This window comes from Corallococcus sp. AB032C (genome assembly GCF_003668935.1).
Taxonomy (GTDB): Bacteria; Myxococcota; Myxococcia; order Myxococcales; family Myxococcaceae; genus Corallococcus; species Corallococcus exiguus.
Genome location: NZ_RAWP01000155.1, coordinates 1 through 17,094, shown reverse-complemented (window position 1 = coordinate 17,094; position 17,094 = coordinate 1). Strand labels below are relative to the sequence as shown.

Here is a 17,094-nt window from a genome sequence, read left to right as displayed (position 1 = left end):
CTGGTGATGGGGGCGGGCGTGCTGTTGGGCCTGGGGGCAAGTCCCATCCGGGTGGAGCTGCTGGAGGAGACGCGGGCCCAGGTGGTGCGGACCGACGGAGGGCAGGCGTGCACGGTGGAGCGCTGGCGGCTGCCACCGGGCGTGCGCGAAGGGGACATCCTCGTGGACGGCCGCCTGGACCCGGAGCGGACGGAGGCGCTGCGGCGCGAGGTGGCGTTGAAACGGGCCGCGCTGGCGGTTCCCCTTCCTCCGGGGCTCGAGCTGTGACGCGGGGACACCGGTATCCACGAGGGGATTGGCGTTGACGGCCCATCCAGGATGATGAACATGCGCGCGATGACGGAGTCCCTGCCCTTCCTCGAAGATGCCCAGCAGGGACTGGTGCGGCACTTCGGCCTGCCGGAGTTCCGCCCTGGCCAGGCACCCGTCATCAGCTCCGTCCTCAGCGGCCGCAACACCGTGGTGGTGATGCCCACGGGCGCGGGCAAGAGCCTGTGCTACCAGCTGCCGGCGATGCTGTTGCCGGGCATCACGCTGGTGGTGTCACCGCTCATCGCGCTGATGAAGGACCAGGTGGAGCAGCTCACCGCGAAGGGCATCGCGGCCACGTACATCAACTCGTCCCTGTCCGACGTGGAGCGGGCGGAGCGCCTGCGCAAGCTGCGCGCCCGCGAGTACAAGCTGCTCTACGTGGCGCCGGAGCGCTTCCGCAGCGCAAGCTTCCTGGAGCTGGTGTCCGGGCTGGGCGTGGAGCTGCTCGCCGTGGACGAGGCGCACTGCATCTCCCAGTGGGGCCACGACTTCCGGCCGGACTACGCGCTCTTGGGCCAGGTGCGCAAGCGGCTGCGGCCACCGCGCACGGTGGCGCTCACCGCCACGGCGACGCCGGAGGTGCGCGAGGACATCGTCCGCGTGCTCCTGATGAAGGACCCGGCGGTGTTCGCGCAGGGGTTCGACCGGCCCAACCTCTTCCTGGACGTGGTGAACGTCAGCGGGGACGAAGAGCGCCGGGACGCGTGCGCGAGCCTGGCGGCGAAGGGCGGCGGAAGCGGCATCATCTACTGCTCCACGCGCAAGGCGGCGGAAGGGATGCACTCCGCGCTCGTCACGCGCAAGGTGAAGGCAGTGCTGTACCACGCGGGCATGGAGGACGACGCCCGCCGCCGCGCGCAGGACGACTTCATGTCCGCGAAGGAGGCGGTGGCGGTGGCAACCAACGCCTTCGGCATGGGCATCGACAAGTCGGACATCCGCTTCGTCGCGCACGCCAACATCCCCCGCGCGGTGGAGGCGTACTACCAGGAGATTGGCCGTGCGGGCCGCGACGGCAACCCCGCCACGGCGGTGCTCCTGTTCAACCACGCGGACGTGTACACGCAGGAGCGCCTCATCGAAGGCAGCCACCCGTCCGAGTCCGTGCTGGCGGACATCTGGGCGCAGCTGCAGGCCGTGGAGGAGTTCGACCGGGGCGTGCACGCGCTCGCGGGCATGGTGGGCGCCAGCGAGTTCGAGGTCTCCGCCGCCCTGAAAATCTTCGAGCGCGAAGGCAAGCTGGAGCGCGGCGGCCGGGGCGAAGGCGAGTACGGCATCACGCTGACGGACAAGGCCGCCAGCGCGCAGCCACACGCGGCGGAGTCACAGCGGCTCCTGCGTTCGCTGCTGGAGACCTTCCCCGTGGGGCGGCAGGCCACCACGGAACTGCCCATCCTCGCGCGGCGCACGGGACTGACGGAGGACGACGTCCGTCACGCGCTGGGCCTGCTGGAGAAGTCGGGCGTGGTGCGGGTGCGCCGGCCGTTCGCGGGGCGCTCCATCCGCGCGCTGGAGCGCGTCCCATTCCGCGAGCTTTCGGTGGACCTGACCCGGGTGCGCGAGCAGGAGCGGCTCAACCGGCTGATGCTCAAGCGGATGGCGGACTATGCGTACACGCCGAAGTGCCGGCGCGCGTTCATCCTGCGCTACTTCGGGCAGACGGACGCGGCGGCGGTGTGCGGCAAGTGCGACCGGTGCGCGGGCAGCATGATGCCCAAGCCGTCCGGCTCCTCCTCGCGCTCCCTGCCCGCCGTGGCCGGAGCGCCGGTGATGGCGTACAGCGAGCTGGCGTCCATGGAGCTGCGCCGCTGGCGCAAGGACCTGGCGAAGGACCTGGGCGTCGCGCCCTTCATCATCTTCAACGACGCGACGCTGCTGGGGCTGTCCGCCGCGCTGCCGGTGGACCGGGAGGCCTTCCTCGCGGTGAAGGGCACCGGGGAGAGCCGCTGGGAGCGCTTCGGCCCCAAGGTGGTGGAGATCTGCCTGATGGCGCGCGCGGCGGGCCATGAGCCGCAGGCGGCGCCCGTGGCCCCGCGCATCCGCAAGGCGAAGTCGCGCAGCTAGCCCTCCGCCTCCACTCCAGAGGGGCCCCCCGGGACTCTGGTAGAACCCGCCGCAGCCGCCATGTCCTCCACGCCCCCGCTCCACCGCCGCGAGTTCCTCTCCGTCCTCGGAGCCCTGTGCGCGGCGACGCTGCTCTTCTTCCACCGCCTGCTCGCCTCCGGTGGGGTCTTCTGCGAGCGGGACATGCTCCGGGTCTGCCTGCCGGCCAAGTGGCTCTGGGTCCAGGCCGTCCGCCAGTGGGAATGGCCGGACTGGACGCCCTTCAATTCGCTGGGGCAGCCCTTCGCGGGCGCCACCGTCACCGGCGCCTTCCACCCCGCGAACCTGCTGGGCCTGCTGGTGGAGGGGCCGGCGATGCTCACGCTGATGGTGCTGGTCTGCTACCCCGTCGCGGCCCTGGGCACCTATGTCCTCCTGCGGCGCTGGGGCACGCGCCCGGGCGCCGCCGCGGTGGGGGCCCTGGGCTTCGCCTTTGGCGGCGCACTGGTCAGCCTCACCAACAGCCTGCCGTACCTGCAGGCCGCCATGGCGCTCCCGTGGCTGCTGGTAGCGACGGACGCGGTGCTGAAGCACGCGTCGTGGGCGGCGGCGGGCGCGGTGGGGCTGGTGCTGGGCACCCTCCTCTTCGCGGGAGACCCCCAGGGCTTCGCGGTGGGAGGCGCCACGGTGCTCGCGGTGGCGGCGTTCGGCCCCCTGGAAGGCGCGCCTCGCCGCAAGGTCCTCCTGGCGGCGGGGGCGGGGTTGGGGCTCGCGCTGCTCGTGAGCGCCGTGCAGCTCTGGGCCTCCGCGTCCGTCCTGCGGGAGACGTTCGCGGAGCGGCGCACCCTGGAGACGGCCGTGGTCTGGTCGACCCATCCACTGCGCCTGCTGGACATGGCGCTGGGCAATGTCTTCGCCCTGGAGCGCCCCTTGCGCGCGCCGGTGGCGGAGGGGCTGCTGGGCACGCAGGTGAACGACTTCTGGCTCCGCTCGCTCTATGTGGGCCTGCCCATGCTCTTCCTCGCGGGAGTGGCCGCCGCGAGCCGGTGGCGGGAGCGCCGGGTCCAGTTGGCGTTGGGGCTGACGGCGCTGTTCGTCCTGCTGATGTTCGGACGCCACACGCCGCTGTATGCGCTCGTCTACGAGCTGCTCCCCCCGTGGCGTCCCTTCCGCTACCCGGAGAAGCTCTCCGTGCACGTGGCCTTCTGGCTCGCGGTGCTCGCGGGGCTGGGCGCCGAGTCGCTCGTGGCGCGAGAGGCCCCGGGCAGGCGGCGCGTGGCGTGGGTCCTGGGCGGGCTGGGACTGGGGGTCCTGCTCCTCGCGCTGACAGGCACGGGCGCCCGCCTGGCCGAGGCCCTGAGTGGCCTCTATTCGGGCCGCCCGGAGCTCTGGCCGGAAGTGGCGCGACAGGTCGGTGAGCGGCTCACGGAGGGCGGCCTCCGGACCGGAAGCGTCTGTCTGGCGCTGGGGCTGCTCCTCGTCTGGAGGAAGCTCCAGCCACGGCCCCTCGCCCTGGTGCTCGTCACCCTCGTCGCGGTGGACGTCGCCTGGGTCACCGAGCCCGTGTACGTGTCCTGCGACCGCGACCTCATTGAGGCGCAGCCCCTCTTCGTTGAAACGATGCGGCAGCGCGTGGGGAGCGAAACGCTGCTCGGCCAGACGCGTGTGTACACCGCGGTCGCGACCATCCAGCAGCCGAGTCTGGAGGGGCTGTCCCCGGACGACAGGGACGCGGCGGCGAACCTGACGATGCTCGTTCCCGACGTGGGAGCGCGTTGGGGAGTGGAGGCCGCGAACTGGTACCTGCCCACGCTCTCCGCGCGCGTCGGGGCGCTGCTCAAGGACCAGCGCCAGTGGTGGCGGCGCTACGCGGGGCTCGCGGGAGTGGGCTTCTTCACCCTGGACACACTCCAGGTCCAGAAGCGGGGGATGGAGAAGTACGTCGTGGCGGAGAGCGAGCCCTTCGGCGTGCAGCTGCTCGCGAACCCGCTCGCGCTGCCTCGCGTCTACCTCGCGGCGCCGCGTTGCGTGGCGGGCCCGGAGGAGAGCCTGGCCCTCATCGCCTCCAGCGACTTCGTTCCCGGACGCCAGGCGGCCGTGGAGTGCCTCACGCCCCTGCCCCAGCCCGCGCCGGACGCGGAGCTGGGCAGCGTCCGCGTCGTGGAGCGCGGCCCGGACGGATCCACGGTGGAGGTGGATGCGAAACAGCCCGCGGTGCTGGTCGCCTCGGAGGCCTATTTCTCGGGCTGGACCGCCACCGTGGACGGTGCGCCCGCAGAAGTGCTTCCCACCAACCACGCCTTCCTTGGCGTGGCGCTTCCGGCGGGCCGGCACCAGGTGGTCTGGCGCTTCATCCCTCCGGGACAGGGCATGGCCCTGGCGGTGAGCGGACTGGGCGTGGGCCTCTGCCTCTTGCCGTGGCTGCTCCGCCTCCGGCGCGTCCGCCGGGCGTGAGCGGAGGTTCAGCCCCTGGGAGCGCCATTCCCACCGCGGGTGGCGCGCATCAGCGCCCACCGCAGCACGGCCATGATGGCGCCCACCACCACGGCGAGCAGGAAGATGACCGCCACGGTGACGAGGCCGAAGACGACGCGCACGCCCAGGTCGGTGATGCGACCGCTGAAGTACGCCTCGCGCAGCGGCTCCATGGCGCGCACCAGCTCCAGCGCCCGCGCCGGCAGCGAGTCGAGCGCCATGGAGAGGCGCTCGAAGAAGGGCTTGTGGTACCGCCTCCGGACGGACTCCACGACGATGCCCGTCAGCAGGTAGAGCACCGACAGCAGGAAGGCATTGCCCCACATGACCTTCAGCAGGGGGGAGGACGGGGGCCGCGGGTCGCTCACGTCGACCACGCTAGCGCGACGCCCGGCGCTTGAGGAGCGGAAGGGCCTTCTTCACCCGGTTCGCCTCCGGCGCGCCCCCCGCGAGCTTAAGGAAGGACTCGTAGGCCTCCACCGCCCGGGGCAGCTCCGCCGTCTCGCGCACCAGCACGTCCGCCAGCGCCAGGTGCGCCAGGCCATCCGTGGGCTCCAGCTCCACGGCCTTGGCCAGCGCCTCGCGCGCGGGGGCCTCCTGACGCTGCTTGAAGGCCACCAGCCCCAGGGCCAGGTACGCGCGCCCGTTGTAGGGGGCCAGCTTCACGGCCTCGTCCGCCGCCGCGCGGGCCTCCTTCACGGCCCCAGCGCCCAGCAGCACCCGCGCCAGCGTCACCTGGGCGAAGGCCTTGTCCCAGACGGTGGGCGCCTTGTCGGCCAGGTCCTGCAGCGTGCGCGCCGCGCCACGGCCACCGCCCGGCAGCTGCGCGTACAGCTCGCCCACGCGGCCGCACGTCGCGTCCGGCCCTTCCCGCCGCGCCGCCGCGAAGGCCGCGTCCGCGCTCTCCACCTGCCCCTGGCGCAGGAACGCCTGGGCGATTTCGCAGAAGGTGTCCGGGTCCTTGGAGTCCAGCTTGTTGGCGCGCTCCAGCGCGGAGAAGCCGCCCTTCGCGTCGCCGTTGGCGAACAGGAGCGCCGCGCGCAGCCGCTGCCCCTCCGCGTCTTCCGGCGCCAGCTTCACCGCCCGGCCGGACGCCCCTTCCGCCTCCTTGCGGCGGCCGGACTGGTACAGCGCCAGCGCGAAGCCCTTCTGCGCGGCCGCGCTGCCCGGGTTGTCCAGCTGCCACGCTTCGAACTGCTTCAGCGCCTCCGGCGTGCGGCCCAGCGCCAGGAGCGTGCGGCCCAGTGCATCGCGGGCCTCGCCGTGCGCGCCGTTGCGCTCCACCGCCTGCGTCAGCGGCTTGAGCGCCATGTCCGGCAGCCGGCGAGACAGGAGCAGCCGCCCCAGAGAGCACGCGCCCTCGTAGTCGCGCGGATCCTTCATCGCCTCGTCGAACTGGGTCTGCGCCTTGTCGAGCGCGCGCTCCCGCCAGTACACCTGCCCCAGCGCCAAGCGCAGGTCCGTGCGGGGCTTCTTCGCCAGCGCCTTCTCCAGCACGTCGCGCGCCTGGGCGCCGTTGCCCTCGTGCGCGTCCGCCAGCGCCAGCCACGCGACGGCCTCCGGCGGATAGCGGTCGTTCACGCGCGTCTTGCCCAGCTCCACGCGGGCGCGCTTCCAGTCCCCGAGCCGCGCGTACGCCGCGCCCCGCACCAGCGACACCTTGCGGCCGCCGTCGGCCTCCAGCCGCTGCAGGGCTTCCTTCTCGCGGTCGCGGTCCAGCAGCGTGCGCCCCAGGCCCTCCTTCGCGGCCTCGCTCTTGGGCTGCAGCTTCAGCGCGGCCTCGTAGGCCTGCTGCGCGGCCTCCAGCTTGCCCGCCGCGCGGCCCGCGGCCCCGAGCGCCAGCTGGAAGTCCATGGCCAGCGGCCCCTGCGCGCCCTTGGAGAGCATGGTGCGCGCCTCGTCGTACTTGCCCAGCGCGGACAGGATTTCGCCGTGCACCAGCTGCTGACGGGGCTGGAGCGCGGGGGGCAGCTTCGCGTCCTGCGCGAGCGGCGCCACGTCCGCCAGCGCCGCGTCCATATCCTGCTCCAGCGCGAGCCGGCTCTCCGCCATCCCGATGCGGGCGGCGGGGTGCTCCTTGGAGACCTCACGCGCGCGCTTGAACATCTCCAGCGCCTGCGCGAAGTCCTCGGAGGCGAGGTAGTAGTCGCCCAGCGCCACCAGCGCGCGGACGTTGCCCGGCGACGCCTTGAGCGCGCGGTCGAAGCGGTCCAGGGCCTTCTTCTCGTCCTTGGCGGCGATGAGCAGGCTGCCCGCGAGCGCGTGCACCTCCGTCACGTCGTCCTGCGAGGCGAGCAGCGCGCGGTTCGCGGACTCACGGGCCCGGTCGTCGGCGACGAGCGCGTTGGTGGCCAGCACCAGGCCGTTGAAGCCGTCCTTCACGCCCGGCTTCTCCAGCGCCTCCAGCGCGAGCCGGCGGTCCTCCGCATTGGCGCCGTGGTCCAGGTAGCGCAGCGCGTGCGCGTAGCCCGCGAGCGCCCAGGCGGCGGGGCTCGCCTCGTCCATGTCGCGCGCGCGGTCGAGCTGGCGGAGCGCTTCATCCAGCGACGCGCCCGTGTCCTGCGCCACGGCGCGCTTCGCGAGTTCCAGCGTCTCCGACAGCGTCTGGCCGCCCTGACGGGAGCGGTAGAGGATGAAGAAGCCCGCGCTCGCGCCCAGGAAGATGAGGGCCACGAAGAGCGCCACGGTCTTCGCGCCATAGCGCTCGAGGAGGGACTGCTTCGCCCGCTCCTTGGCGATCTTCTCGTGCATCTCGCGCTCGTACTTCGCCGCGAGTGCCTCCGTGTCCTTCGCGTTCGCCGCCGCCTTGTTGCGGGCCGAGGCCGCCGCCAGCTCCGTCGCGTCCGGGATGTCGTCCAGCAGCGAGCGCTTGCCGCCCGAAGCCGAAGCGACCGGAGCCGGCGTCACCGGCGCGGCCGCGCGAGCCCGCACCGCCTCCGGAGGAGGAAGGTCCCCGAGCAATCCCCCGCCCTGCGACGCGGAGGGTTCATCCGCCGGAGGAGCATCCGGGAGATCCGCCAGCATCCCGGACTTGCGCCCACGGCTGGAGGACCCTGGGTCCGCCGCCTGCACGGGAGCGGACGGAGCCTCCGAGTCCTGATCCGGATCCGACGGCGAAGCGGCCACCGGATCCGCGAGGTTCCCCGACGCGGGGGCTTGACCCGGATCCGATCCGGCGTCCGACGCCGCCCGCCCGCGTCCCGAACCCGGCTCCTGGCCCGGATCCGCCGGGCCACCGCGAGCAGCCTCCACCGGATCCGCACCGCGCTCCTGCTCACCCGCCTCCACGGGGCCAGGGCCCCGCGCGTCCTCCGCCACCGGCGTCCCGGCGGGAGCCGAGGGCCCACCCTGCGCCTCGATGGAGGCGACCCTGGAGGCCGCCTGCGCATCCGTTCCACCCGCCGGCGTCTCCGTCCGGGCAGCGCGGCGAGGCTCCAGTCCCGCCGCCGCGGCGGCACGCGCCTCGAACGCGGACGGGGCCGCTTCCGAACCCGGCGGCTCCGGCGCGTCCTCTTCAGGCGCGGCCGCGGGGGTCGCCAGGACGCCCAGGTCCGCGAAGATGGGCGCCGGTCCACCGGACAGCGCCTGCTGGGCCTGATCCAACCACTGCTTCACGCGCCCGTTGTTGGGCTGCAGCGCCACGGCCTTGCGCAGGATCGGCAGCGCGGAGCGGTACAGCCCGCGCTGCAGGAGCACGTCGCCAATGAGGTTGTAGGCGTACGGGTTGTCCCGCTCGATGGCGATGGCCTGGTCGAACTGCTCCATCGCCTCCGCGGGCCGCCCCAGCTGGATGAGCGCCTTGCCCCACAGCACCCGCCCCACGGTGGACGTGGGATGGTGGGAGATGCCCTGCGTACACACCTCGATGGTGCGCTGCGCGTCTCCCTTCTCCAGCAGCGCCTTCGCCAGCTCCACGAAGACGGAAGAGGTCGGGTCCTGCCGGAGGAGCTGCTCGTAACGCTCCACCATCGACTTGGCCATGTTGAGTCGCGACTCCGGTGCGCTTAGCGGGGGAGCGCGGACCATACCACTGCCCTCGTCCGTTCCGCCCAGCGGCTGGTAGCGTCGCGGCCATGAAACGCCTGTCTGCCCTGATGGTCGCCCTGTTCCTCGGTGGGGCCTGTGCCCACACCCCTCCCAAGTCGGACATGGAAGCGCTCCGCCCCGTCGTCGAGGGCTTCCACAAGAACCTGCGCTGGAGGAACTACCGCACCCTGACCACCTTCCTCGTCCCCGAGGAGCGCCAGGACTTCGACCGCAAGCGCCGCGAGCTCCACGACGACCGCGACCTCACCGTCACCGACTTCGAAATCGAGGACGTGAAGCTCGCCGAGGACGGCCGCCACGCCACCGTCCACAGCCGCATCCAGTGGATGCGCCTGCCCTCCGTCACGGAGCAGACCGACACCGTCACCTCGGAGTTCGTCTTCCGGGACGGCGCCTGGCTGCTGGAGAAGCAGCTGTCGGGACCCTTCGCGGGCGAGCTGGAGCCACGGGAGAAGCCGTCCCCGTAGCCCGCAAAAAAAGTCGCCCACCGTCTCGGGGCCGGCCGAGACGATGGGCGTCGAGAGTTCCCCAATGGAACCCCCTACCAGGGTGACGATGTCGCGCGGTACTTCCGGCCCGCTGCGACCCCGCCGTGTTGCCTGGTCTCTAGAGCAATGCGAGTGCCAACCGCTCCGCCCTCCGCCCTACCCCCGGTTCCCACGGGAAATCAGGCACTTGGAGGTACTCGCTCCCCGTCACCGCCGTCCCATGCCTGACAGTGTTGTCAGGCCCTTCCTGCCATCCCGCCACGTCCCCCCTGACATGACTGTCAGGGAACCGTCGCGGGGTCCCACGAAAAGCCGCTACTCGCCGATGACGGAGCGGATGGTGTCGCGCATGGAGTGCCGGGACTTCCAGCCCACGTCCTGGACCCAGCGGTTGCCGTCCACGGCGCAGAGGAACTGGATGTGGTCCAGCTCCGGCGGCGGGAAGTTGGCCAGCCGGTAGCGGAACATCAGGCCCAACAGGGGCCGGGCCACGGGGTGTGGCACGGGGATCGCGGTGTGGCCCAGCTCGCGAAGCACGGCGGACAGGGGCACCTGGCCGGGGCCCACGACGTTGTAGACGCCCTTGGGCTCCGGGCGCAGGGCCTCCACCATGGCGCGGGCGACGTCCTCCACGTGGATGAGCTGCACCATGGGGTCGAAGCCCGCCATGGTCCACGGGTGGCGCAGCCGCAGGTAGTTGGACGGCGCGTTCTTGATGGTGGGCCCGACGATGTGGACGGGCCGCAGGATGACCGTCTCGATGTCGGGGTGCTTCCAGAAGAAGCTGTGCGCCAGCATGTCCACTTCGATGAGGTCGCGCACGCCGGAGAAGCGGCTCGCGGCCATCAGCGGCGCGTCCTCCATGAGGAAGTTGGAGTTGTCCGGGCTGGGGCCGTAGACGTTGGCCGAGGACAGCACCACCACCTTCTTCACGCCGTACTTCGCGCAGTACTCCAACAGGCGCGTGGTCCCCACGACGTTGAACGAGTGGTGCTCCTCCTCGCTCATGCGCGGGTCATGCATGATGCCCATGTGGATGACGGCGCGGACCTCGTTCTTGCGGAAGACGTCCTCCGCCTTCTTCTTGCGCAAATCCAGCTGGTGCATCTCGACGTCCTTCGGCTTCCCGATGAAGGGCCGCCGGTCGATGCCGATGATGCGCTCGCGCTTGTGCAGCATCTTCGCCAGCGTGCGGCCCAGGTTGCCGCTGATGCCGGTGACGACGACGGCCGGGCGCTTGTCCGCGACGGCGTCCTTCTCTTCCGTGGAGGCGCTCACCAGAACACGCCCCGGCGTTCCTTGAGCCCCTGGTGGAGCATCGCCTGGATGGAGGCCTTCACGGTGCGCACCTTCTTGTCCAGTTCGCTGTCCTCGTCGTCCGCGCGGCCGGTGAAGTGGAGCGCGTCGCCGAAGTAGATGCGGTACTTCGTGGGCAGCGGGAAGGGCGTGCCCGTGGGGGTGATGGGGAAGGACGGGAAGCCCAGCAGCTTCGCCACCGGCTTCAGGTTCATCAGCGCGGGCGCCTGCTCCTCCGCGCCCACCACGGCGATGGGGACGATGGGCGTGTTCGTCTCCAGCGCCAGGCGCATGAAGCCCAGGCCGAACTCCTGGAGCTGGTAGCGCTGGGGCCACAGCTTGTTGAGTCCGCGCGTGCCCTCCGGGAACACGAGGATGGCCTCCTCCGCCTCCAGCAGCCGCCGGCAGTTCTCCGGCGTGCCGACAATCTGGCCCACGCGCGCCATGAACGTGGAGACGTACGGCAGGGACGGCACCCACTTCTCCACCATGCTGCGGATGGCGCGCGGCGGGTTGCCCTCCACCATCAGGGCAATGCCAATCATCGCGCCGTCCAGGGGCAGCTGGCCGGAGTGGTTGGACACCAGCAGCACCCGCCCCGCGGGGATGCGGTCCGCGCCGTAGGCTTCCACCCGGAAGTAGTGGCGGTAGAGCCACATGAACGGGGCGATGGCGGCCAGGCTGTAGTCCAGGTTGAACCCGAACGGGTCCACCCCGTACTCGTTCTCCGTCCGGGCCAGGGCCTGGAGTTGGTCGGACTGCTGCTCGCCGGCCATGCGCTCGGTCCAGCCGCGCAGACCCTTCTTCACCTTGTCGCTGAAACGCTCCAGCATGGGCTCGCTCCTTAGCACCCCCGCCCGCACGCCGGGAGTGGGCCCACAACCCGCGATGCCCTTCTGACGATAATCCGCCGGAAGGTCCCCCATGCGCATCCCCTCCAAGCCCTCCCGGACGTCCGCCTCGGGCTCCACCGTCGCCGCGACGGTGCTGACGCTCGCCTCCTCCGGCGCCACCGCCGGAAGGCTGGCCCCCGACGTCAGCGACTTCCAGCCCCAGGCCACCACGTCACGGACGGGCAACACCGTGGCGGTGAACACGCTGGCGCCCAAGCGGGCCCAGGCGTCCGGACTGGAGCGGCAGCCCTCACAGGCCGTGTCCTTCGTGCGCGACTTCAACGCGCGCCTGGACCTGCCACCCGCGCGCCTGAAGGAGAAGCTGGCGCAGATGCGCGCAAGCCCCTCCGCCATGTTCCGCGCCATGCCCGCCCTGTTCCACGCGGACCTGCGGGGTCCGTACGCGCAGGAGGCCCGGCTGACGGACCGGCCCGCGCCGGACATCCGGGTGGTGGGCGACGCGCACGTGGGCAACCTGGGCACGTTCCGGGGGCCGGACGGCAAGGCGGTGTGGGGGCTCAACGACTTCGACCAGACGGGCACCGCGTCGCCGGAAGCGGACCTCACGCGCCTGGCCACCAGCGCCGTGCTCACCGCGCGCGAAGCAGGCCTGTCCGCGAGCGAGCAGGTCAAGGCGGTGGAGGCGCTCGCGAAGAACTACTTCGAGACACTGGACCTGCTGGCGGACGGCGACGCGAACCCGGGGGCATTCCTGGACAAGAAGGAGTCCTCCGGGCCGGTGAAGGACCTCGTCAACAAGGCGCGCGACACGTCCGCCAAGGACCTGCTGTCCAAGTACGTGAAGCTCGACGGCGCGAAGGGCCCGCGCTTCCTCACGTCGGACACGCTCAAGCCGCTGGACGCGGAGAAGAAGGCGGCGGTGCGGACCGCGCTGGCGTCCTACGAGAAGACCCTGGACGGCACGGAGGGCGTGGCGGTCCCCCTGAAGGTGCTGGACCTGGCGGAGCGGCTGGACGCGGGGGGCAGCAGCTACGGCCTGGAGCGCGACTACGTGCTCGTGGGCGCGGCGGATCCGAAGGCGCCCCCCGTGCTGCTGGAGTTGAAGGAGCTGCTCGCGTCCGGCGTGGCGTCGCCCCCGGTGCCCGCGAACGGCGCGGACGTCGTGAAGGCGCAAGAGGAGCTGGGCGGAACCATGAATCCGCTCACGGGCGCGGTGAACATGGGCGGCCGGGCGTTCCTCTTGCGCGAGGTGGAGCCGGAGAAGAACAAGCTGGACGACGCCGTGCTCGGGAAGAAGAAATCCCTGCGCTCCACCTTCGAGCAGGCGGGCGTCGTGCTGGCCCGCGCCCACGGCAACACGCAGGCCCAGGCGAAGTGCCTGGAGGACTGGGTGGGCGGAGACACGAAGGAGGCCACGAAGCGGCTGGTCGCCTTCGCGCAGGCCTACGCGGATCAGGCCGAAGCGGACTGGAAGGCCCTGAAGGCCGCGCGCTGATCAGAGCGTGGCGGACAGCTGTCCCGCCGCGTCGCGCAGGGTGACGACATCGAAGTCGTCCTTGAGCCACTGGAAGATGCTGCGCAGCCGCTCCATCTTCTTCGTGGCGCTCACGCGCAGGTCGCGCTGCTGGCGCGCGAGCTCCGGCGGGATGCCGTCCGTGGCGTCCAGCACGTCGACACCGTGGAGCTCGAAGTTGAAGAAGGCATCCGCCCGGCACGTGCGGTACGCGGCGCGCATCGTGCCGCGAGGCAGGGTCGTCGCGAACGTGCCGATGAACGGGAAGCGCACCACCGGCGTCACCGTCATGGGCAGCTCCAGCACGGCCCCCGAACCGCGCCGGTAGGGCTGCGCGGGGTCAGGCCGGTACGGCACGCGCGGAGCCAGCAGCACGCGAGGGGTGTCCAGCACGGAGCGCGACGGCCGCCCCAGCGCCGCGAGCGCCCCCATCACCGCCGCCTTCGCCGCGTAGTACGGGGCCGCCGGAAACGCGGATGAACCGTACTGGTAGCCCTGCGCCACGGTGGCCGCGTACAGGTCCGCGTTCAGCGTGTAGCCCGGGGCACGAAACCCGGAAGGACGCACGCCCACGGCCTTCAGGATGGCCGCGTCCGCGCGCGACAGGTCCTCTGAAATGGCATCCGGCCCACGCCGGGTGAGCGCGTAGTCATGGGCGTGGCTGTGGCTCGCAATCTCCACACCCGCCGCGTGGGAGCGCCGCATGCCGTCCGCCGCGCCGGGGTCCGACTCCAGGTCCTCGCCGATGACGAAGAACGTCCCGGGCACGCCCACCGCCGCGAACAGCTCCAGGAAGCGCTGCACCGCCACGCGGTGGATCAGAGTCCGCGCGCGCTCATCGAGCAGCGACTCGGGCAGCCCGTGGATCCGGCAGTAGTGCGGCAGCGAATCCAGGTCGACGGAGATGGACGCCAGGCGCGCGGCCGTCATGGGGCGACCCTCCGCTCAGGTCCCGCGGACGCGGATGACGTAGAAAAGCTTGCCCACGTTCTTGAGCACGTTGGGCACGCGCTTGAACAAGTGGATGGACGGCTGGCGCTTCTCATGGAGCTGGATGGGGATCTCCATGACGTTCAGTCCCTCGCGCCACGCGCGGATGACGAACTCGCTGGCGAACACGTCCATGTCCACCACGCACTTCTGGATGACGGGCAGCAGCGCTTCCCGGCGGAACGCCTTCAGGCCGTGCGTGTCCGTGCCCTGGAAGCCCAGCGCCACGCGCAGCAGCTTGTTGTGCACCCGCGTGGCCGCGCGGCGGACGAAGGGGCGCTGGTCGCTCGCGCCCTTGGCCGCCTTGGAGCCCACGACCATGTCCGCCTCGCCGCGCTCCAGCCGGGGCAGCGCCGCGTCGTAGAAGGTCAGGTCGCAGAGGTCGATTTCATCGCAGACCACGTAGGTGCCCTGGGCCTTGAGGATGCCGGCCTTGAGCGCCACGCCGTAGTTGGGCGTCTCCGAGTGGAACCAGCGCAGGCGCGGGTTCTTCGCGCAGAGTTCCTCCAGCAGCCGGGGCGTCGCGTCGCGAGAGCCGTTCTCCGCGAAGATGATTTCGTAGTCGAGCCCGCGAGCATCCAGCCCCTGACGCAGCTCTTCGGCTGCCTGGGCAATGATGGATTCCTCGTTGTAGACGGGGATGACGACGGAGAGGTGCAGGGCCATGGGTCCGGAAATCCGAAGGGAAGGCCCTGGGGCGTAGCACGCCCCCGGACCACCGTCGACAGGAGACGACTCCCTGCGTCAGCCGTTCAGCGTCCGGGCGCAAGCCCGCCCGTCCAGGATGGCGTCCTCCATGGAGGCGTACTCCCACTTTCCATAGCGCCCCGCCATGAGGATGCCGGCGTGCTCCATGAAGCGCTTCACCTCCGCCATCGCGGGGCCGTAGGCGTCGTCGTAGAGGACGTACGCGTTCGGAATCTCCCGCCCCTTCGCGAAGAGGATGTCGTCCGCCGAGTGGATCATCCGCGAGCGCACCAGGTCCTCCACCGCGTACTTCTCCGCGTCCGCCACGGACAGCTCTCCGTGATGGCTGAACTCCACGGAAAAGCTGGCCGTGTCCGGAGGAGCCAGGGGCGCGAACACCGCCGACGGCGCCCCGATGCGGTACGAGTGGAACTCCGGCTCCGGCAGGTAGATCCAATGCCACGGCTGGCGGTTCGCGCCCCGGGCGCCCACGCAGACGTACGTGACGATGAAGGCGCGCAGGCGCTTCGTCGCGGCCCGTACCTCGTCCGGCACGCCGGAGGCGCCCTTCCCGATGAGCTCCACCAGCGTGGGCAGTGCGATGGAGGACACCAGCCCCGAATACGGCACGGTGCGCCCGTCCGACAGCGCGACCTGCTTCGTCTTCCAGTCGATGGAGACGGGCTCGGTGCGCACGCTCAGTTCGCCGCCCGTCAGGTGCTGCTTCATCGCGCGCGCCAGGCTCTCGATGCCGCCCTCGCGCGGGTAGAGGAACGACGCGTTGTAGCCCAGCTGATCACTGCCCGCGCCGAGCGCCCCGTCCACGACCTCCTTGAGGGAGGGGCGCGGCACGAACCGGCCGACCCACGCGGCGGACATCTCGCGCGGGTGCACGGTCCAGAGCTTCTGGTTGTAGGGCAGCATGAAGTTCTTCGCGAAGCCCTCGCCCATGTAGCGGAGGATGAACTCCTCGAAGTTCACGGGGTCGCGCTCGCGCAGGGCGCGGCCCTTCTCCCCGTAGATGGCCTCCACGTAGCCGACCAGGTTCTCCGCCACGACCTCCGGCGGCAGCCCGTGGGTGTTCACCTGGTAGGGGAAGCGGGTGAAGGTGTCGCGCGAGAAGATGGCGGCGCGGCGCTGGATGCGCACCAGCTGGTCCGGGAGCCAGAGCGTGTTGACCAGCTCCTGGATTTCCGGGTCGCGCAGGTGGAGCCAGTGGCCGGTGGGGTCGAAGTAACACCCGTCGATGACCTCGGTCTTGATGAGGCCGCCGACCCGGTCGGACTTCTCGATGAGGCGCCAGGGGCGCTTGAGGAAGTGCGCGGTGGACAGGCCCGCCAGGCCCGCTCCGAGGATGACGATGGGATCCATGCGCCGCCGGGTCTACCACCCCGGGAGGGGACCTGGAAAAGGGATGCACACTGTTGGTGTTGGCGGGCGCCCGCCCTCCTGCCCGGCCGGGTGACAACGGTGCGCCCAGGGGACGCGTTCTTTCCGGGCTTGAAACGGCTCTGCTAGCCTGCACGCGCCGCGCGGACCATCGCACGCCCCCGTCATTGCTGCGCGTGCGCGCGCCAGCCGGTCTCGTCGAAGGAAAACAATGAAAGTCTCCTGCCCGTCGTGCCAGACGAATTACAACATCGATGACAGGCGGATCCCGCCCGGCGGCGCGAAGCTGAAGTGCGCCCGGTGCCAGACCACGTTCCCCATCAAGGCCGATGGCGCGAGCGGCGAAGCTCCCGAGGCCGCGCCACCTACAGCGCCGCAGCCCGCCGCTATCCCGCTGCCCGGTAGCGCCGCGCCCCAGTCCGCCGCGATTCCCCTGCCGGGCAGTGCCGCGCCCCAGTCCGCCGCCATCCCGCTCCCGGGCAGTGCCGCGCCCCAGTCCGCCGCCATCCCGCTCCCGGGCAGTGCCGCGCCCCAGTCCGCCGCGATCCCCCTGCCGGGTGCCGCCGCGCCTCGCGCCGCCGCGCCCCAGTCCGCCGCCATCCCGCTCCCGGGTAGCGCCGCGCCGCAGGCCGCAGCCATCCCGCTCCCGGGCGCCGCCGCGCCGCAGGCCGCAGCCATTCCCCTACCCGGTAGCGCCGCGCCGCAATCCGCAGCCATCCCGCTGCCCGGTAGCGCCGCGCCCCAGTCCGCAGCCATCCCGCTGCCCGGTAGCGCCGCGCCCCAGTCCGCCGCGATTCCCCTGCCGGGCACCGCCGCCCCGCGCGCGGTAGCTCCGGCTCCGCGGTCGGCCGCCATTCCGCTTCCTGGCAGCGCCGCGCCGCAGTCCGCCGCCATTCCGCTGCCGGGTCAGGCCGCCCCCCAGTCCGCCGCGATCCCCCTGCCGGGTGCCGCCGCGCCTCGCGCCGCCGCGCCCCAGTCCGCCGCCATCCCGCTCCCGGGT

General features: G+C 71.6%; 13 protein-coding genes. 6 read left to right on the top strand and 7 right to left on the bottom strand.

All coding sequences use genetic code 11. From position 1 onward, the window contains the following. The 3 genes from D7X99_RS38620 to D7X99_RS38610 all read left to right on the top strand — a co-directional run. Positions 1-267: DUF3006 domain-containing protein (locus tag D7X99_RS38620; RefSeq protein WP_368667833.1), on the top strand; the 267-nt coding region annotated here is incomplete at its 5' end. A gap of 51 nt (positions 268-318) precedes the next feature. Next, positions 319-2,376, top strand: a complete 2,058-nt coding sequence (locus tag D7X99_RS38615) for an ATP-dependent DNA helicase RecQ (protein ID WP_121782122.1) — start codon at positions 319-321, stop codon at positions 2,374-2,376. A 60-nt stretch (positions 2,377-2,436) separates the two neighbouring features. After that, positions 2,437-4,809: a YfhO family protein gene (locus D7X99_RS38610; RefSeq protein ID WP_121782121.1), complete on the top strand. Its 2,373-nt coding sequence runs from the start codon at positions 2,437-2,439 to the stop codon at positions 4,807-4,809. An 8-nt stretch (positions 4,810-4,817) separates the two neighbouring features. On the opposite strand, the gene D7X99_RS38605 is transcribed toward D7X99_RS38610, so the two are convergent. Both D7X99_RS38605 and D7X99_RS38600 read right to left on the bottom strand, forming a co-directional pair. Then, positions 4,818-5,156, bottom strand: a complete 339-nt coding sequence (locus D7X99_RS38605; protein ID WP_121782124.1) for a hypothetical protein — start codon at positions 5,154-5,156, stop codon at positions 4,818-4,820. 52 nt (positions 5,157-5,208) lie between these two features. Next, positions 5,209-8,811 carry a tetratricopeptide repeat protein gene (locus tag D7X99_RS38600; RefSeq protein WP_121782120.1) on the bottom strand — a complete coding sequence of 1,201 codons (3,603 nt, stop codon included), beginning with the start codon at positions 8,809-8,811 and terminating at the stop codon, positions 5,209-5,211. Between the two features lie 92 nt (positions 8,812-8,903). On the opposite strand from D7X99_RS38600, the gene D7X99_RS38595 reads away from it, so the two are divergent. Then, positions 8,904-9,344 (top strand): hypothetical protein, encoded by a 441-nt coding sequence (locus D7X99_RS38595; protein WP_121782119.1) that lies wholly within the window; start codon positions 8,904-8,906, stop codon positions 9,342-9,344. Between the two features lie 336 nt (positions 9,345-9,680). Here the strand turns inward: D7X99_RS38595 and D7X99_RS38590 are convergent, their stop codons facing one another. Beyond that, positions 9,681-10,643 carry an SDR family oxidoreductase gene (locus tag D7X99_RS38590; protein ID WP_121782118.1) on the bottom strand — a complete coding sequence of 321 codons (963 nt, stop codon included), beginning with the start codon at positions 10,641-10,643 and terminating at the stop codon, positions 9,681-9,683. Beyond that, a complete protein-coding gene (locus D7X99_RS38585) occupies positions 10,640-11,494 on the bottom strand; it encodes a lysophospholipid acyltransferase family protein (RefSeq protein ID WP_120592868.1) in 855 nt (284 codons plus the stop codon). Before D7X99_RS38585 ends, D7X99_RS38590 begins: the two co-directional genes overlap by 4 nt. 91 nt (positions 11,495-11,585) lie before the next feature. Between D7X99_RS38585 and D7X99_RS38580 the strand changes: the two genes are divergently transcribed. Continuing rightward, positions 11,586-13,010, top strand: a complete 1,425-nt coding sequence (locus tag D7X99_RS38580; RefSeq protein ID WP_121782117.1) for a DUF2252 family protein — start codon at positions 11,586-11,588, stop codon at positions 13,008-13,010. Here D7X99_RS38580 and D7X99_RS38575 read toward each other — a convergent pair whose 3' ends face one another. The 3 genes from D7X99_RS38575 to D7X99_RS38565 form a co-directional block, all read right to left on the bottom strand. After that, positions 13,011-13,958, bottom strand: a complete 948-nt coding sequence (locus D7X99_RS38575) for a polysaccharide deacetylase family protein (RefSeq protein ID WP_121755645.1) — start codon at positions 13,956-13,958, stop codon at positions 13,011-13,013. Positions 13,959-13,973: 15 nt separating this feature from the next. Next, entirely contained in the window at positions 13,974-14,684 is a 711-nt protein-coding gene (locus tag D7X99_RS38570; RefSeq protein ID WP_121782116.1) for a glycosyltransferase family 2 protein, read from the bottom strand. 78 nt (positions 14,685-14,762) lie between these two features. After that, complete coding sequence (locus tag D7X99_RS38565; RefSeq protein WP_121782115.1) at positions 14,763-16,076, bottom strand: NAD(P)/FAD-dependent oxidoreductase; 1,314 nt, start codon at positions 16,074-16,076, stop codon at positions 14,763-14,765. 229 nt (positions 16,077-16,305) lie between these two features. Here D7X99_RS38565 and D7X99_RS38560 point away from each other — a divergent pair. Continuing rightward, positions 16,306-17,094: zinc-ribbon domain-containing protein (locus D7X99_RS38560; RefSeq protein WP_199756420.1), on the top strand; the 789-nt coding region annotated here is incomplete at its 3' end.

Coding starts and splice junctions, on each gene's coding strand:
- D7X99_RS38615 (WP_121782122.1), top strand. CDS start 319: ATGATGAACATGCGCGCGATGACGGAGTCCCTGCCCTTCCTCGAAGAT.
- D7X99_RS38610 (WP_121782121.1), top strand. CDS start 2,437: ATGTCCTCCACGCCCCCGCTCCACCGCCGCGAGTTCCTCTCCGTCCTC.
- D7X99_RS38605 (WP_121782124.1), bottom strand. CDS start 5,156: ATGTGGGGCAATGCCTTCCTGCTGTCGGTGCTCTACCTGCTGACGGGC.
- D7X99_RS38600 (WP_121782120.1), bottom strand. CDS start 8,811: ATGGCCAAGTCGATGGTGGAGCGTTACGAGCAGCTCCTCCGGCAGGAC.
- D7X99_RS38595 (WP_121782119.1), top strand. CDS start 8,904: ATGAAACGCCTGTCTGCCCTGATGGTCGCCCTGTTCCTCGGTGGGGCC.
- D7X99_RS38585 (WP_120592868.1), bottom strand. CDS start 11,494: ATGCTGGAGCGTTTCAGCGACAAGGTGAAGAAGGGTCTGCGCGGCTGG.
- D7X99_RS38580 (WP_121782117.1), top strand. CDS start 11,586: ATGCGCATCCCCTCCAAGCCCTCCCGGACGTCCGCCTCGGGCTCCACC.
- D7X99_RS38575 (WP_121755645.1), bottom strand. CDS start 13,958: ATGACGGCCGCGCGCCTGGCGTCCATCTCCGTCGACCTGGATTCGCTG.
- D7X99_RS38570 (WP_121782116.1), bottom strand. CDS start 14,684: ATGGCCCTGCACCTCTCCGTCGTCATCCCCGTCTACAACGAGGAATCC.
- D7X99_RS38565 (WP_121782115.1), bottom strand. CDS start 16,076: ATGGATCCCATCGTCATCCTCGGAGCGGGCCTGGCGGGCCTGTCCACC.